This is a genomic window from Qipengyuania rhodophyticola, assembly GCF_042493225.1.
In the GTDB taxonomy this organism is placed as follows: domain Bacteria; phylum Pseudomonadota; class Alphaproteobacteria; order Sphingomonadales; family Sphingomonadaceae; genus Erythrobacter.
This window is the reverse complement of sequence record NZ_CP170454.1, coordinates 1062483-1076378: the sequence shown is the minus strand read 5'-3', so window position 1 is coordinate 1076378 and position 13896 is coordinate 1062483. Positions and strand designations below refer to the sequence as shown.

At 58.5% G+C, this 13896-nt stretch carries 18 protein-coding genes; 5 read left to right on the top strand and 13 right to left on the bottom strand.

What is annotated here, in order from left to right; all coding sequences use genetic code 11:
• Window positions 1-39: 39 nt before the first annotated feature.
• The 4 genes from ACFCXQ_RS05100 to ACFCXQ_RS05085 are packed head-to-tail and all read right to left on the bottom strand — an operon-like array spanning window position 40 to window position 3583.
• Complete coding sequence (locus ACFCXQ_RS05100) at window positions 40-828, bottom strand: SDR family NAD(P)-dependent oxidoreductase (RefSeq protein WP_379553718.1); 789 nt, start codon at window positions 826-828, stop codon at window positions 40-42.
• A gap of 22 nt (window positions 829-850) precedes the next feature.
• Window positions 851-1717: a formyltetrahydrofolate deformylase gene (purU, locus tag ACFCXQ_RS05095; RefSeq protein WP_379553716.1), complete on the bottom strand. Its 867-nt coding sequence runs from the start codon at window positions 1715-1717 to the stop codon at window positions 851-853.
• On the bottom strand, window positions 1714-2733 hold the full coding sequence (locus ACFCXQ_RS05090) for an NAD(P)H-dependent flavin oxidoreductase (RefSeq protein WP_379553714.1): 1020 nt from the start codon (window positions 2731-2733) through the stop codon (window positions 1714-1716). Before ACFCXQ_RS05090 ends, purU begins: the two co-directional genes overlap by 4 nt.
• Window positions 2734-2770: 37 nt before the next feature.
• Window positions 2771-3583, bottom strand: a complete 813-nt coding sequence (locus ACFCXQ_RS05085; RefSeq protein ID WP_379553712.1) for a LytTR family transcriptional regulator DNA-binding domain-containing protein — start codon at window positions 3581-3583, stop codon at window positions 2771-2773.
• 169 nt (window positions 3584-3752) lie between these two features.
• On the opposite strand from ACFCXQ_RS05085, the gene ACFCXQ_RS05080 reads away from it, so the two are divergent.
• Window positions 3753-4316, top strand: coding sequence for a DUF2306 domain-containing protein (locus tag ACFCXQ_RS05080; protein WP_379553710.1), 564 nt, complete (start codon window positions 3753-3755; stop codon window positions 4314-4316).
• Window positions 4317-4320: 4 nt separating this feature from the next.
• Here the strand turns inward: ACFCXQ_RS05080 and purT are convergent, their stop codons facing one another.
• Window positions 4321-5514, bottom strand: a complete 1194-nt coding sequence (gene purT / locus ACFCXQ_RS05075) for a formate-dependent phosphoribosylglycinamide formyltransferase (RefSeq protein WP_379553708.1) — start codon at window positions 5512-5514, stop codon at window positions 4321-4323.
• A 9-nt stretch (window positions 5515-5523) separates the two neighbouring features.
• Window positions 5524-6789, bottom strand: coding sequence for an aspartate kinase (locus ACFCXQ_RS05070; RefSeq protein WP_379553707.1), 1266 nt, complete (start codon window positions 6787-6789; stop codon window positions 5524-5526).
• Between the two features lie 108 nt (window positions 6790-6897).
• On the opposite strand from ACFCXQ_RS05070, the gene ubiG reads away from it, so the two are divergent.
• Window positions 6898-7656, top strand: coding sequence for a bifunctional 2-polyprenyl-6-hydroxyphenol methylase/3-demethylubiquinol 3-O-methyltransferase UbiG (gene ubiG / locus ACFCXQ_RS05065; protein ID WP_379554546.1), 759 nt, complete (start codon window positions 6898-6900; stop codon window positions 7654-7656).
• A 3-nt stretch (window positions 7657-7659) separates the two neighbouring features.
• Here the strand turns inward: ubiG and ACFCXQ_RS05060 are convergent, their stop codons facing one another.
• The 4 genes from ACFCXQ_RS05060 to ACFCXQ_RS05045 are packed head-to-tail and all read right to left on the bottom strand — an operon-like array spanning window position 7660 to window position 10298.
• Window positions 7660-8712, bottom strand: a complete 1053-nt coding sequence (locus ACFCXQ_RS05060; RefSeq protein WP_379553705.1) for a glycerophosphodiester phosphodiesterase family protein — start codon at window positions 8710-8712, stop codon at window positions 7660-7662.
• The gene (locus ACFCXQ_RS05055; RefSeq protein ID WP_379553703.1) at window positions 8691-9038 is read right to left on the bottom strand and encodes an arsenate reductase; all 348 of its coding nucleotides are present in this window, start codon (window positions 9036-9038) and stop codon (window positions 8691-8693) included. The genes ACFCXQ_RS05060 and ACFCXQ_RS05055 overlap by 22 nt, the downstream gene beginning before the upstream one ends.
• Before the next feature lie 16 nt (window positions 9039-9054).
• The gene (ruvC, locus tag ACFCXQ_RS05050; protein ID WP_379553701.1) at window positions 9055-9528 is read right to left on the bottom strand and encodes a crossover junction endodeoxyribonuclease RuvC; all 474 of its coding nucleotides are present in this window, start codon (window positions 9526-9528) and stop codon (window positions 9055-9057) included.
• A gap of 23 nt (window positions 9529-9551) precedes the next feature.
• Window positions 9552-10298, bottom strand: a complete 747-nt coding sequence (locus ACFCXQ_RS05045) for a YebC/PmpR family DNA-binding transcriptional regulator (protein ID WP_379553699.1) — start codon at window positions 10296-10298, stop codon at window positions 9552-9554.
• A gap of 82 nt (window positions 10299-10380) precedes the next feature.
• On the opposite strand from ACFCXQ_RS05045, the gene ACFCXQ_RS05040 reads away from it, so the two are divergent.
• The gene (locus tag ACFCXQ_RS05040) at window positions 10381-10749 is read left to right on the top strand and encodes a VOC family protein (RefSeq protein WP_379553697.1); all 369 of its coding nucleotides are present in this window, start codon (window positions 10381-10383) and stop codon (window positions 10747-10749) included.
• A gap of 35 nt (window positions 10750-10784) precedes the next feature.
• Here ACFCXQ_RS05040 and ACFCXQ_RS05035 read toward each other — a convergent pair whose 3' ends face one another.
• From ACFCXQ_RS05035 to ACFCXQ_RS05025, 3 genes are all read right to left on the bottom strand, one after another.
• Window positions 10785-11132 (bottom strand): heavy metal-binding domain-containing protein, encoded by a 348-nt coding sequence (locus ACFCXQ_RS05035; protein WP_379553695.1) that lies wholly within the window; start codon window positions 11130-11132, stop codon window positions 10785-10787.
• 92 nt (window positions 11133-11224) lie between these two features.
• Entirely contained in the window at window positions 11225-11461 is a 237-nt protein-coding gene (locus tag ACFCXQ_RS05030) for a DUF2312 domain-containing protein (RefSeq protein WP_379553693.1), read from the bottom strand.
• Window positions 11462-11573: 112 nt separating this feature from the next.
• The gene (locus ACFCXQ_RS05025) at window positions 11574-11891 is read right to left on the bottom strand and encodes a DUF1244 domain-containing protein (RefSeq protein WP_379553691.1); all 318 of its coding nucleotides are present in this window, start codon (window positions 11889-11891) and stop codon (window positions 11574-11576) included.
• A 51-nt stretch (window positions 11892-11942) separates the two neighbouring features.
• On the opposite strand from ACFCXQ_RS05025, the gene pyk reads away from it, so the two are divergent.
• Together pyk and ACFCXQ_RS05015 are read left to right on the top strand one after the other, a co-directional pair.
• The gene (gene pyk / locus ACFCXQ_RS05020) at window positions 11943-13397 is read left to right on the top strand and encodes a pyruvate kinase (protein ID WP_379553689.1); all 1455 of its coding nucleotides are present in this window, start codon (window positions 11943-11945) and stop codon (window positions 13395-13397) included.
• Between the two features lie 12 nt (window positions 13398-13409).
• Entirely contained in the window at window positions 13410-13880 is a 471-nt protein-coding gene (locus ACFCXQ_RS05015; RefSeq protein ID WP_379553687.1) for a DM13 domain-containing protein, read from the top strand.
• The last annotated feature ends 16 nt before the right edge of the window (window positions 13881-13896 follow it).

Here is a 13896-nt window from a genome sequence, read left to right as displayed (position 1 = left end):
ACTCGGGCACCTGCTACTTCATAACCATTCGCGCGCGCATTATTTCAGCGCCATGCGGGCGCTCTGGCCATCATCGACTTTGATGATGGCTCCGGTCACACATTCACTTGCTGGCCCAACCAGATAAAGCAGGCTTGAATCGAGCTGCGCTGGAACGGGTATGCGTTTGCGCGCGACGCGGTCGCTTGGGTCGCCGATCCGCGCAAACATGCCGTCCGTCATCTCTGTCACAAACATGCCCGGTGCAATCGCATTGACGTTGATATTGGCATAGGCCCACTCAACGCTCAGCGTTTCAGTCATCCGGGCAATCGCGGTTTTGGTGACGGCATAGAGCGCAGCGCCGCCGCCATCATAGCGGTAATGCGCGGTCGAGCTGATGTTAACGATGCGCCCGGGCTTTTCCGCTGCGATGAGACGGCGCGCGACTTCACAAGCGAGGATCCATGGTCCGCGCAGGTTCACGCCCAGCACCTGATCCACTAGCTCGACCGACATTTTATGCGCGCGCTGAGCATCGGGAACACCGGCATTGTTCACGAGGATATCGACGGTGCCGAAGGCTTTTTCGGTCGCGTCCACAGCAGCCACCAACGCGCCCGCATCGGTCGCGTCCATTTGCACAGGAATTGCCTTGCCGCCCGCTGTCTCGATCTCTCTCGCAAGCGTCTCAAGCCGGTCAAGCCGCCGCGCTGCAAGCCCAACCGCCGCGCCCTTCGCGGCCAGCACGCGGGCAAAGCGTTCGCCCAGTCCCGATGAAGCACCGGTGACCAAAGCCACTCGCCCGGTCAGATCCGTGGAATCGTTTGGCAGGTCAAAATCACTCATCAGGCTACTCTCCGTTTGAATTCTATCCCTTGAACACGACCGTGCGCCCGCCGTTCAGCAAAATGCGCTCCTCGACATGCAAACGCACAGCCTCGGCCAGCACGCGGCTCTCAATATCGCGCCCTTTGCGCACCAGTGCCTCAGGCTCATCTGCGTGCGTGATAGGTTCGACGCTCTGATGAATGATCGGCCCTTCATCGAGGTCTGTCGTTACATAATGCGCGGTCGCACCAATCATTTTGACGCCGCGTTCGTGCGCCTGATGATAGGGTTTTGCGCCCTTGAAACCGGGCAGGAAACTATGATGAATATTGATGCAGCGCCCAGCAAAATGCGCCGCCTGCCCGTCCGAGAGGATCTGCATATAGCGCGCCAAGACAATCAGCTCGGCATCGGTTTCCTCGGCAATCGCGCGGACCTGAGCCTCTTGGCTTTGCTTGGTCTCGCGCGTGATTGGCAAGTGATGAAACGGTACATCGCCAATATCGGTATGGCTGATCGCCTCGCGCGGGTGATTGGAGACAATCGCCACCGGATCAATCGGCAGCTCGCCAATCCGCCAGCGATACAGCAGGCTGGCAAGGCAGTGGTCGAACTTGCTCACCATGAGCAGCACGCGGCGCGGGCGGTCACGCAGAGCAAGCTTCCAGTCCATCGCATAGTTACCGGCAAGCTGCGCAAACTCATCGCGCAATTGCTCTCGCGCTATGTCGCCGGGATCAAAGGCAACACGCATGAAAAACGCATCGCTTTCCCGGTCATTGAATTGCTGCGCCTCCAGCACATTGCCGCCGCGCTCAAACAGGAAATTGGTGACCCGCGCAGTGATGCCTGGCTGGTCCGCGCAAGACAGCGTTAGGATTAGAGGGCCGTGAGCGAGTGCGCTCATCGCCGCGACAGCGCCTCTTCGCTTTGCGTCATCAACTCGGCCATAATGTCGGCAACCGGCTCCTCTTGCTTCAGCATGCCGACCGATTGTCCGGCCATGAGAGAGCCGTTTTCAACGTCGCCCTCAATCACTGCGCGGCGCAGCGCGCCCGCCCAATAATGTTCGATCTGCAATTGCGCCTCGCCCATCTCGACCTCTTCGCGGTTAAGCAATTCCGCCACTTCCAGCTGCTTGGCCGTGAACTCCTCTGTGCCCTTGTTTTTCAGTGCACGCACAGGGATCACTGGCAGACGCGGGTCAACTTGCACGCTGGCCTCTGCATCGCGTGCCTTCGCGCGGAAGAAGGCTTTCTTGAAATCGGGATGCGCAATGCTCTCGGTCGCGCAGGCAAAGCGCGTGCCCAATTGCACGCCGCATGCGCCCATTTCGAGATAGCCGGCAATCGCATCGCCGCGTCCGATGCCGCCAGCGACAAAGATCAAGTGCTCCTCGCCCAGCTCTGGCAACATTTCCTGCGCCAGTACGCTGGTGGAGACAGGGCCGATATGGCCGCCCGCCTCCATACCTTCGATCACCAGTGCATCTGCGCCTGACCGGAGCAGCTTTTTTGCCAATGCCAGCGTCGGCGCAAAGCAGATGACTTTCGAGCCTTCGCCGCCCTCCCCCTTTATCGCCTCGACGCTGCCCTTGGGCGGAATGCCGCCTGCGAGCACCACATGGCCCACATCATGCTTGCGGCAAATCTCGATCAAGTCGAACAGCTGCGGGTGCATGGTGATGAGGTTCACGCCGAAGGGTTTGCTGGTGAGCCTTTTCGTCTCGGCAATCTCGGTATCGAGCAGATCGGGCGTCATCGCGCCGCATGCAATCACGCCGAAACCGCCCGCATTGCTGATTGCAGAGACAAGGCCCCGCTCACTTACCCAGCTCATCGCCCCACAGAGGATCGCATAGTCCGTGCCAAGAAACTCAGCCCCGCGCGCCATGAGCGCTCGTGTCTTTGTAAAGTCAGTCATTTTGTGCGGATAGAGCGGGTGCGCTTACCCCGCAAGCTCAGAACCAGCCAGCCTCTTTGAGTGCGGCGACATTGGAGCGGCTAACGGGGGCTTCCAAGCCGCCCTCAAGCACCAGGCGGACATTGCGGCCGTCGCGCTTTACGTCTTCCACAGCGCCGCGCGCGACCCACCAGCTGCGATGGATTTGTTCGCCGTCCACCCCATCGAGCTCCGCGACTGCATCCCGCATCCGCAGCAGCACAAGGTCAGAACCGAGCGCGGTGTGCGCGCGAACATAATGATCCTCCATTTCAAGCGCGAGCAATTCGCTGCCCAATTCGGGCGGCAGGCGATCTAGGAAACGCGGGCCAGGTGTCGGCTCGGGCATTGGCTCGGCGACTGCTTCCGCCTCCACATGATTTGCTTCGGGGACGCGGTTACCGCGCTCAATCAAGATAAACAGCACGGTGATGCTCGCCCCGATCACGAGCACGTTAACATACGCCGCCAGCGCTTCGCTTGGGGTGGGCATGCGTGGTGCATCAGGCAGAAAGCCAATACACCACACCGCAATCGCCATCGGGATTGTAGCGATCAACGTGGCTGCGATGTAGAGCCCCCAGCTGGGCAATTGCAGCGCCTTGCTGAGCCGCTCGACCATATATCCCATCGGGCTGTACATCGCATAGCCAAGCCAAGCGAAACCGATCCAGATTGGCAGCCGCACTCCCATCGGTTGGCTCGAACTGCCAAATGGGCCGATCATCGCCAGCACCACGCCAATTACCGTCATGACTGACAGATCGATCAGGATCTTGCGCGTCAATCGCGTGCGCCGCGATGATGCCTGCTGTGTTGGATGCCCCGTCATAAGGCCCAAACTCTAGCGCCCATTCGCGCTTCGTAAAGTGGCAAGCATCCGTAAATCGGCGCGAACCAGCGCTTTTCACGCAAAGCTTGCTCCATTTACGCAGATCGCATTGCCCGCGAACCGGCATGGGTCAGAAAGGTCTCAACGAACACGAATACGGAGACACGCCATGACAACCTCAACCCTCTCATTCGCAAGCTCGATTGCTGGCCACTTGCCCTTTACCCGGGCCGGAGCCGCCAAGAGCTTTGACATCGGCCCAGTCACAAGAGCCGCAGTCGCGGCCGTTGCTATTGGCTTTACCGCCGCCACTTTGATTGCGCTCACTCGCGGTTTGCTGGGATTTGCACCGGACCATCCCAATATCCGCGAGCTGTCGATCATGATTCACGTATCTACCGTGCTACCCGCCGTTCCTTTAGGCGGTTACCTACTGCTGGCACCCAAAGGAGGCGCGCGTCACAAGCGGCTTGGCAAGCTATGGCTCTTACTTATGGTTGTGACCGCCCTCTCGGCGATTTTCATCAAGACTAGCGGCAGCTTCAGCCCCATTCACATCTTCGTGCCGCTGACGCTTTGGAGCTCTTACAAGGTTATCGCCACTGCGCGGCGCGGCGACATGGTCGGCCATAAGAAAGAGATTGTCAGCCTCTATCTCGGCGCGCTGATGATCCCGGGCATTGTCGCCTTTGCTCTGCCGGGCCGGCTCATGAATATGTGGCTGCTTGGGTAAGCGATCAGTCCCGATAGTTGAGCTTCACGCGGCTCGCTGCCTCGCTTGCGATGCGGCGGGCTTCGTCTGTGGAGCCAGCCGAGGCCAGCGCAACGCCCATGCGGCGATATGGCCTCGTCGATGGCTTGCCAAAGATGCGGACATCGACGCTGGCACCTTCGACCACCAGGGCATGAGCAATGCCATTATATGTGAAATCTTCGCTTTCGCGGTCCGCGAGGATCACTGCGGAGGCAGATGGCCTTGCGCGAATTTCGGGCGGGACAGGAAGGCCCATCACTGCGCGGGCATGCAAATCGAACTCGCTGAGGTTCTGGCTCAGTGAAGTTACCATCCCCGTGTCATGCGGGCGCGGCGAAAGCTCGGAAAAGATCACCTCCTCGCCCTTCACGAAGAACTCGACGCCAAACAGGCCCCAGCCATTGGTGTGCTCTGGTCCTCCCGTCGCAAGGTTTTCGACGACCTTAGCGGCCATTTCATGCGCCTTGGCAATCGCTGCATCCGTCATCGGCGTCGGCTGCCAGCTTTCCTGATAATCGCCGCGCTCCTGCCGGTGGCCAATCGGCGGGCAAAAGGTGATCCCGCCCGCATGCCGCACAGTCAGCAAAGTTATCTCATAGTCAAAATCAACAAATTGCTCGACAATGACCCGCTGCCGGTCGCCGCGCATATTCGCCACGGCATAATCCCATGCCGCCTCCAGCTCGCTCGCATCATTTACTGTGGTCTGCCCCTTGCCGCTTGAGGACATGACCGGCTTGATCACACAGGGGAAGCCAGTGTGCTCAGCGCCAGCGCGCACCTCTTCGAGGTTCTTGGCATAGCGATATTTCGAGGTTGTCAGGCCCAATTCCTGCACCGCCAGATCGCGAATGCCATCGCGGTTCATGGTCAGCTGAGTAGCGCGAGCCGAGGGAACCACGTTAAAGCCCTTTTCCTCCAGCTCTGCCAAAACTTCAGTGCGGATCGCCTCAACTTCCGGAACGATCAGGTCGGGCTGATGGTGATGGATGACGTCTCTCAGGCGCTCGCCATCAAGCATGGAGAACACCTCGCTAGCGTCCGCAACCTGCATCGCTGGGGCAGCCGCATAAGCATCACACGCGACAACATAAGCGCCCAGCCGCTTGGCCGAGATCACGAACTCACGGCCCAGTTCACCTGAGCCAAGGAGAAGGATCTTAGCGGTGTGGGTCATGATGTCAGATCACGCCGCCTCATCATCCGCATCCAGCCCATAAGCAGTGTGGAGGATACGCACAGCGAGCTCAGTCTCATCCTCATCGATCAACACGCTGACCTTGATCTCTGATGTCGTGATCGCCTGAATGTTGATCCCGCGATCGGCGAGCGCGCTAAACATTGTGCTGGCCACGCCTGCATGGCTTTTCATACCAACGCCGACGACGCTGATCTTCGCGACCTTGCTGTCGGTAATGACGCGGTTAAAGCCAATTTCCTCCGCCTTGTCATCAAGCAGAACCTGCGCACGCGCCAGATCGGCCAGCGGCACTGTAAAGGTCACGTCAGTCTCGCCCTTGTCGCGGCCAACGTTCTGAATGATCATGTCAACATTGATACCAGCTGCGGCAAGCGGCTCAAAAATATGCGCCACAGAGCCGGGCGTGTCGGGCACGCGGGTCAGCGTGACTTTCGCCTCATTCTTATCATGCGCAATTCCGGTGACATGCTGGCGTTCCATTTCGCCTCTCTCCACAAGCTCGTTCATTTCTTCTTCGGACACGATCATTGTGCCCGGGTGATCATCCGCCGGCGTCGCATTATCATCGACAAAACTCGACAGAACCTGGATCCGCACGCCCGCCTTCATCGCAAGGCCGACAGAGCGCGTCTGCAAAACTTTCGCTCCTACGCTCGCCAGCTCCAGCATCTCTTCATAAGTAACCGCTTTCAGCTTGCGCGCCTTGGCGACGATGCGCGGGTCAGTGGTATAGACACCGTCCACATCGGTGTAGATATCGCAGCGATCCGCGCCCACTGCTGCTGCCACTGCGACCGCCGAAGTATCTGATCCGCCGCGCCCCATGGTCGAGATGCGGTTTTCATTAGAAACGCCTTGGAAGCCTGGAATAACGGCAATCTCGCCAGTTTCCATCGCGCTTACCAGATTATCATTTTCAATTGTCGACACCCGCGCTTTGGCATGCGCCTCAATCGTATGAATCGGCAATTGCCAGCCCATCCAGCTACGCGCCTTATTACCCAGCGATTGCAGCGTCAGCGCCAATAGGCCGCTCGTCACTTGCTCGCCAGATGACACCACGACGTCATATTCTGCCGGATCGTAAAGCGCATTGGCCTCGCGGCAGAAATTGACCAGCCGGTCCGTTTCGCCCGCCATCGCGCTAACCACAACTGCAACCTCATTACCGCCTGCCGCCTGTTTGCGCACAATATTGGCCACACGGCGAATACGCTCGGTCCCCGCCATGGAGGTTCCGCCAAATTTCATCACAATTCGCTTGTTCGGGCGCGCCACTATTCTTCAGGCCTTTCGCTAGTCAGGTGCGAAGCGCGGTGTTACGAGCGCGCAATGCGCGATGCAACCAAAGGCTCAGAAATGAAATCTTCACCCGGAGCAAATTCTGGCGCACAAACCGCCGGCCCAACCATTCGTCCGGACGAGGCCGCACACTTTGGCGCACTTGCTAAAGAATGGTGGGACCCAAACGGCTCGAGCGCGATGCTGCACAAGCTAAATCCAGTGCGGCTCGGCTTTGTGCGCGAAGCGGTGGACCTGCATTGGGGCGGCGATATTGCTTCGCGCGCTCCGCTGGCCGGAAAGACCGCGCTCGACGTCGGATGCGGCGCAGGGCTCTTGTCCGAGCCCTTGGCGCGGCTGGGCGCGGAATTGACCGGCGTCGATGCAGCGCCCGAGAATGTTCAGGCAGCGGCGGTTCATGCAGAGCGGGGCGGCCTCGATATCCGCTATATGGCGGGCGATATTGGCTCGCTTGATCTCGGGCAATTTGACCTTGTGGCTTCAATGGAGGTGATCGAGCATGTTGCCGACAAGGCCGCATTCGTTGCGGCACTGGCTGATAGGCTCGCGCCGGATGGGCTGATGGTACTCTCCACGCCAAATCGCACGGTAAAATCGCGCGTGCTTCTGGTCGAAGGGGCAGAGCTGGCCGGCATGATCCCGCGCGGCACACATCATTGGGATGACTTTATCACACCGGATGAGTTGGGCGATTTGCTCGCGGATGCGGGCCTGACTATGGGCGAGCCGCGGGGCATTGCATTCTCGCCGACCAGGGGCCTGCATTTGTCCGAGGATATGGCGCTGAATTATATTGTAACGGCGGTGCGGAGTTAAGTCTTACGGCGCATAATCCCTGCTTTCGCGCAGGATAACCGCCGCGCCGGGATGATCGGTAAAAATCCCATCCACTCCGGCGGCGACCAGCAGACCCATCAGCGGCGGCAGTCCGCCTACCCCGCGCGGATTGTCATTGGTTGCTAGCGCTGGCGGCATAAACGCGTTTTCCCGCCGCAACGTCCAAGCGTGAGTTTTCAGACCAGCAGTACGGGCATCGGCCACAAGGCTTGTCGGCGTGCCGTCGGCGTTCAAAACCGCGCCAACATTCGCGCCAATCCCGTCAGCGTAAGCGGCGATCTCAGCAAGTCCGCTCGGGCTAAGCATATCGGCATAGCGCATCGCAGGTTCATCTGCTGGTCCACCGCGTGGGTGGATCAGCTGGACCAGCTTAAAGTCGCTGCGTTGGGCCAGACGCCGCAGCGCGCCAACCTCAAAGCACTGAATGAAAACTGGATTGTCCGCTGTGATGCCCAGCTCGCGAAACTCTTTGAGCAGCAAATCCACGGCGTCAATTCCGGCATCCTGCAGCAGGAAGTTGGGATGCTTCAGCTCCGGATAAAGGCCGATTGTGCGGCCCGTCTCGGCCTCTTTTGCGCGCACTAGCGTGACAATCTCGGCCAAGGTCGGCACCTGATAAAGCCCATCATAACGCGCGTTTTCTGGACGCAAATTCGGGATGCGCTCTTTCGCGCGAAGCGTGCGCAGCTCCTCCAGAGTGAAGTCCTCGGCAAACCAGCCCGCAATCAATTGCCCGTCAATCGTCTTGTCGCGGCGGCGATCTTCGAACTCCTCACGCGTCGCCACGTCAGTCGTTTCCGACAGCTCGTTTTCATGGCGCGATACCAGCACCAGATCCTTGGTCACCACCAGATCAGGTTCGATATAGTCCGCGCCCTGATCAATCGCGAGCTCATAGGCGGCCAGCGTGTGTTCGGGCCGGTCACCGCTGGCGCCGCGATGGGCGATGATAAGAGGGTCTTGAGCCATGGCAGCACTCGCTCCGGTAAATCCTACGGCCAATGCGCAGGCGATTATGAAAAAGCTGCGGACCATGCGTCTTCCTTGAAACCGATTAAGATGCCGCCTGTGTATTCGACCACGGGCCGTTTAATCATGGACGGGTGCTCTTGCAGCAATGTGACAGCTTTTGCCGCGTCAATATCGGCCTTGTCCTCATCAGACAGCTTGCGGAAAGTCGTGCCGCGCCGGTTGAGCACCACATCAACGCCCTGCGACTCGATCCAGCTTGCCAGCTTGGCCGGATCAGCGCCTTCTTTTTTGTAGTCGTGAAAGACATACTCAAGGCTTTGTGCATCCAACCATTTGCGCGCCTTCTTCACAGTGTCGCAATTCGGAATGCCGTAAAAATGGATGGTCATTTCGTTCTGTGTATCCTTAAAATCTCGGCGCTAGATGTGCGTCGGCAATCGCCACCGCAAGTGCATCGGCGGCATCTGCCCCTGTTACTTGCGCATTTGGTAGCAGTACCTTGAGCATAGCCTGAACCTGAGTTTTGTCCGCCCCGCCAGTGCCGACAACCGATTTCTTGACCAGCCGTGCAGCATGCTCATTCACGGTGAGGCCGCTCGCCCCGCAAGCCGCCAGCACGACGCCGCGTGCCTGCGCCAGCTTGAGCGTCGATTGGGGGTTTTTGTTGACGAACACCTCCTCGCATGCCGCGCGATCTGGGCCGTGGGCACCAATCACCGCCGCGATAGCATCGTGCAAATGGTGCAGCCGCTCCGCCATGGGCATTTTCGCATCGGTTTTGATCTGGCCATTAGCGACATGCGCGACGCGGCTACCCTCGCTGCGGATCACGCCCCAGCCAGTGCAGCTGAGTGAAGGATCAAGACCGAGGATTATCATATCAGCTTTGGCCGCTCGCCGGGTCAGTCGTCGAGCTTTTCCATCACTTCATCAGAGATCTCGTAATTGCCCCAGACGGTTTGCACATCATCATCATCATCGAGAACGTCGATCAGCTTAAGCAAAGTGCCCGCGCCCTTCTCGTCCATGTCGACCGTGATGTTGGGCTTCCAGGCAAGCTTCACATTCGCCGCTTCGCCCAGCGCCTTTTCAAGGTCAGTTGCAACCTGATGCAAATCATCGCTGGCGGTCCAGATGGTGTGGCCATCCTCGCTGCTCTCAATGTCTTCTGCGCCTGCATCCATCGCCGCTTCGAGAACCTTGTCCTCATCGCCTACGCTGGCGGGATATTCAATTAGGCCAAGCCGTTCAAAACCATGCGCAACCGAGCCCTCAGTACCCAAATTGCCGCCATGCTTCGAGAATGCCGTACGCACAGCCGTCGCGGTCCGATTGCGATTATCCGTCAGCGTTTCGACGATGATAGCGCTGCCACCCGGGCCATATCCCTCATAGCGCACTTCTTCATAATTCTCGTCATCACCAGCGCTCGCCTTGTCGATCGCGCGTTGGATGTTGTCCTTGGGCATGGACTGTGATTTCGCGGTGTTAACGGCCAGCCGCAGGCGCGGATTCATATCGGGATCGGGTGTACCCATTTTCGCCGCCACAGTGATTTCGCGGCTAAGTTTGGAAAACAAATTTGATCGTTTTTTGTCCTGAGCACCCTTGCGGTGCATGATATTCTTAAATTTGGAATGGCCTGCCATGGGTTTCGCTAATCTGTTGTTTTGATGTATGCCTGACCCCTTACCGCAGCATTAGGCGCGGGGGCAAGCCAGAGGAATAGCGATGCTGTGCGGATTAGATCATTTCAATATTAGCACAGCGGATATGAGCGAAACGCTCAGCTTCTTTGAAGACATGTTTGACATGCGGGCCGAAGCTGCCCCGGGCCAAGATCCTGCCAAGAACAGCTGGCTCTTCGATCAGGCAGGCAATGCGCTGGTCCATGTCAATCTGCGTAAGCCGAGTGAGGGACAGGGGCCGATCCACCACGCCGCCTTTGCCTGCCAAGGGTATGAGGCAATGCGGGAGCGGCTGAGCGCGGCAGGGCACAAGCTGACCGAACTCGATAACCGGAAGGTCAGCGGCGTTCGGCAAATCTTCCTGCACAGCCCCGAAGGCGCATTGATCGAGCTGAATTTTCGCGGCGAATAGATTGCGCCGGCTAAGCGCGGAAAATTCGTAAGGCGCTAGATCTTCACCGCCGTCCCGCTGGCGCTGACCATCAACATCGATCCAGTATCACCGATCACCTCATAATCGAGATCGACCCCGACCACGGCATTGCCGCCACGGCTCGCGCACTCGGCCTGCAATTCCTCAATCGCTTGATTGCGTGCATCTGACAGGATGCGCTCATAGCTGCCCGAACGCCCGCCGACGATGTCTCGGATGTTAGCAAACAGATCGCGGAACAGGTTCGCGCCAACAATCACCTCGCCCGTCACGACGCCCAGATATTCCTGGATCGGGTGACCTTCGAGTGTCGGGGTTGTGCTGACGGTGATCCCGCGGGCGTCTTTCCAAGGACTGTCCATGGTGTCTCTCCTATAGATGATTTCAATTACCGTATTACTATTATAATACAGCTGGAAAATCAAGGAAAAGCGCTAAGTTCCCTGGCGCCAGCTCACTCCAGACCCAAAGCAGACTTATACGTGTCGAGCACCATTTCCATCTCGCTGCGATCATCCGGCTTCATTTTGCGCAAACGCACGACCTGTCGCATGATCTTGGGATCATAGCCAACCGCTTTCGCCTCGGCATAGACGTCGCGAATATCGTCCGCGATGCCCTTCTTTTCTTCCTCGAGGCGTTCAATCCGCTCAATCAGCAGGCGCAGGCGGTCATCAGTGGCGTCGGCCATTCGTAGTCACTCCAAAGTTCTGAGAATCAGTTGAGCCAGCGATAGCCACAGCAGCTCGGCTGGTGAACCCGGCGTGTGAATTTTCTGAGCAAGTTTTCCCGGCAAATCTCAATCAGGCGTTTTTCGCGACGCTTTCTTTCATCTTGGCCAATTGCGCCTCAGTGGCGGTGCTCTGCCGGGTCGCCTTCCACTCATCCATCGGCATGCCGTGGATGAGCTCGCGCGCCGCGCCCTTATCACCATCAAACCCGCCATCGCGGATCCAATCAGCCAGACAATTGCGGCAAAAGCCGGAAAGGCCCATCAAATCGATGTTCTGCGCGTCATGGCGATGCTGCAAATGGCGCACCAGCCGGCGGAAGGCCGCCGCCGCTACGGCATCGGGCAATTCATCAAGTGGATCAGTATTCGGGTTATTAATTTCAGCCATTGGGTTGTTCTTTCTTCACCTTGTAAAGCGGCTCTGTCATAGCGCTTTGCAATGAGCAAATTCACGCCCCGTGACCGCAAGGTCAAGATCCTCGCAACGGTTGGTCCGGCTAGCCGTTCTCCTGAAATGCTTGAGCGCCTGTTTAAGGCCGGAGTCGACGCCTTCCGCGTCAATATGAGCCATGGCGAGCATGAGGATCATGCCGCAACCATCGCTGTGATCCGCGATCTGGAGGCGCAATATGCGCGCCCCATCGCGATCCTGGCCGATCTGCAAGGTCCCAAATTGCGGGTCGGTAAATTCAAGGATGGCAAAGCGGTCATCCGCCATGGCGGACACTTTACGCTGGACCGAAATTCAGAGCCCGGTGACGAGACCCGCGTTGAACTGCCACACCCAGAGCTGTTTGGCCTGCTTGATAAGGGGCAACGGCTGCTGATCAATGATGGCAAGATTCGCCTGCGGGTCATCCGCGCAGATGAGGACGCAATCCTGTGCTCCGCCGAAGTTGGCGGCGTCATTTCAGATCGCAAGGGCGTAAATGTGCCGGATGCAGAGATCCCTATCCCGGCGCTGACTGATAAAGACCGCCGCGATCTCGCCTTTGCCACGGCGCAGGGTGTCGATTGGGTCGGGCTTAGCTTCGTTCAGCGGCCAGATGATTTGGCCGAGGCCCGCAAGCTAATGGGCGGCAGAGGCGCACTCTGCGCAAAAATCGAAAAGCCGATGGCAGTCAGCAGGCTTGATGAAATCATCGAGATGTCCGATGGCATTATGGTCGCGCGCGGCGATTTGGGCGTAGAGCTTGAGCCGCAAGAGGTCCCTCCGCTCCAGAAGAAGATCGTCAATGCGACCCGCATGGCGGGCAAACCTGTCATCGTTGCCACTCAGATGCTCGAAAGCATGATCGAAAGCCCCGCCCCCACGCGGGCGGAAGTATCTGACGTCGCCAACGCGGTCTATGACGGCGCAGATGCAGTGATGCTCTCAGCAGAAACGGCTGCGGGCGACTGGCCGGAAGAAGCCGTCACGATCATGGACAAGATCGCCGCACAGGTTGAAGGCGACGATGCCTATCTTGAGCGCGTGCGCTTTCTCGAGACCCCGCCTGACGAAACCACAGCCGACGCTCTCGCACATAGCTGTATGACGATTGCGGACACCGTCTCGATCAGCGCGATAACCGTCTTTACCGGCTCTGGCTCAACCGCGCGGCGCGTCGTGCGCGAGCGGCCCAGCGTTCCGGTCATGGTGCTCACGCCGTCGCTGGATACTGCGCGCCGCGTGGCGCTGCTCTGGGGCACGCATGCTGTCGCCACAAAAGACATTGGCAGCTTTGAAGAGATGATCGCCAAAGGCAAACGCATGTCACTGCGCCACGGGTTTGGCCAAGCGGGTAGCAAGCTGATCGCGCTTGCAGGCGTTCCGTTTGGGACACCGGGCAGCACAAATCTGCTACATGTGGTTACGCTAAGCGGTGATGAATTGGAGAAGTATGAAGGATAAGGAGCCGGCCGCATGAAACGTTTGATTATTCTGGCGGCGACGCATCTTGGCGCGCTAGCCTTGGGCTTTGCTCTCGGGATTTACCTGCTGCCCGTTCTGACTGCGCAACCTGCTCCTGATGAAGCGGTTCTGGTCGCTGAGGCCGAGGCGGCGGAGTTCAACGCAGAATTGACCCGCGACTTGCGCGGCAGCGATCGCCTGCACTGGGGCGAAGGCACGATCAGCATCTCGCCTGACACAATCGTCCACCAGGGCGAGCTCGCACCGGGGCCCGACTATAAGGTCTATCTTACGAAAGACTTTGTCGAGCATGAGGACGAGTTCGAACCGGTTAAATCCCAATCCGCCCTGATTGGTGATGTGAAAAGTTTCGACGGATTTCTTCTCGACGTGCCCGCGGGTGTCGATGTGAGCGAATACACAACCGTAGTGGTCTGGTGCGAAACCTTTGGCGAGTTCATAACCGCTGCTAAGTATCGTTAAGGCGCTCGCAGCGGGC

What these genes read in the sequence shown, in the direction of transcription:
- ACFCXQ_RS05080 (WP_379553710.1), top strand. Translation starts at nt 3,753, where the DNA reads ATGACAACCTCAACCCTCTCATTCGCAAGCTCGATTGCTGGCCACTTG.
- ubiG (WP_379554546.1), top strand. Translation starts at nt 6,898, where the DNA reads ATGAAATCTTCACCCGGAGCAAATTCTGGCGCACAAACCGCCGGCCCA.
- ACFCXQ_RS05085 (WP_379553712.1), bottom strand. Translation starts at nt 3,583, where the DNA reads ATGACGGGGCATCCAACACAGCAGGCATCATCGCGGCGCACGCGATTG.
- ACFCXQ_RS05040 (WP_379553697.1), top strand. Translation starts at nt 10,381, where the DNA reads ATGCTGTGCGGATTAGATCATTTCAATATTAGCACAGCGGATATGAGC.
- ACFCXQ_RS05090 (WP_379553714.1), bottom strand. Translation starts at nt 2,733, where the DNA reads ATGACTGACTTTACAAAGACACGAGCGCTCATGGCGCGCGGGGCTGAG.
- ACFCXQ_RS05045 (WP_379553699.1), bottom strand. Translation starts at nt 10,298, where the DNA reads ATGGCAGGCCATTCCAAATTTAAGAATATCATGCACCGCAAGGGTGCT.
- ACFCXQ_RS05025 (WP_379553691.1), bottom strand. Translation starts at nt 11,891, where the DNA reads ATGGCTGAAATTAATAACCCGAATACTGATCCACTTGATGAATTGCCC.
- purU (WP_379553716.1), bottom strand. Translation starts at nt 1,717, where the DNA reads ATGAGCGCACTCGCTCACGGCCCTCTAATCCTAACGCTGTCTTGCGCG.
- ACFCXQ_RS05055 (WP_379553703.1), bottom strand. Translation starts at nt 9,038, where the DNA reads ATGACCATCCATTTTTACGGCATTCCGAATTGCGACACTGTGAAGAAG.
- ACFCXQ_RS05030 (WP_379553693.1), bottom strand. Translation starts at nt 11,461, where the DNA reads ATGGCCGACGCCACTGATGACCGCCTGCGCCTGCTGATTGAGCGGATT.
- purT (WP_379553708.1), bottom strand. Translation starts at nt 5,514, where the DNA reads ATGACCCACACCGCTAAGATCCTTCTCCTTGGCTCAGGTGAACTGGGC.
- pyk (WP_379553689.1), top strand. Translation starts at nt 11,943, where the DNA reads ATGAGCAAATTCACGCCCCGTGACCGCAAGGTCAAGATCCTCGCAACG.
- ACFCXQ_RS05035 (WP_379553695.1), bottom strand. Translation starts at nt 11,132, where the DNA reads ATGGACAGTCCTTGGAAAGACGCCCGCGGGATCACCGTCAGCACAACC.
- ACFCXQ_RS05100 (WP_379553718.1), bottom strand. Translation starts at nt 828, where the DNA reads ATGAGTGATTTTGACCTGCCAAACGATTCCACGGATCTGACCGGGCGA.
- ACFCXQ_RS05015 (WP_379553687.1), top strand. Translation starts at nt 13,410, where the DNA reads ATGAAACGTTTGATTATTCTGGCGGCGACGCATCTTGGCGCGCTAGCC.
- ruvC (WP_379553701.1), bottom strand. Translation starts at nt 9,528, where the DNA reads ATGATAATCCTCGGTCTTGATCCTTCACTCAGCTGCACTGGCTGGGGC.
- ACFCXQ_RS05060 (WP_379553705.1), bottom strand. Translation starts at nt 8,712, where the DNA reads ATGGTCCGCAGCTTTTTCATAATCGCCTGCGCATTGGCCGTAGGATTT.
- ACFCXQ_RS05070 (WP_379553707.1), bottom strand. Translation starts at nt 6,789, where the DNA reads ATGAAATTTGGCGGAACCTCCATGGCGGGGACCGAGCGTATTCGCCGT.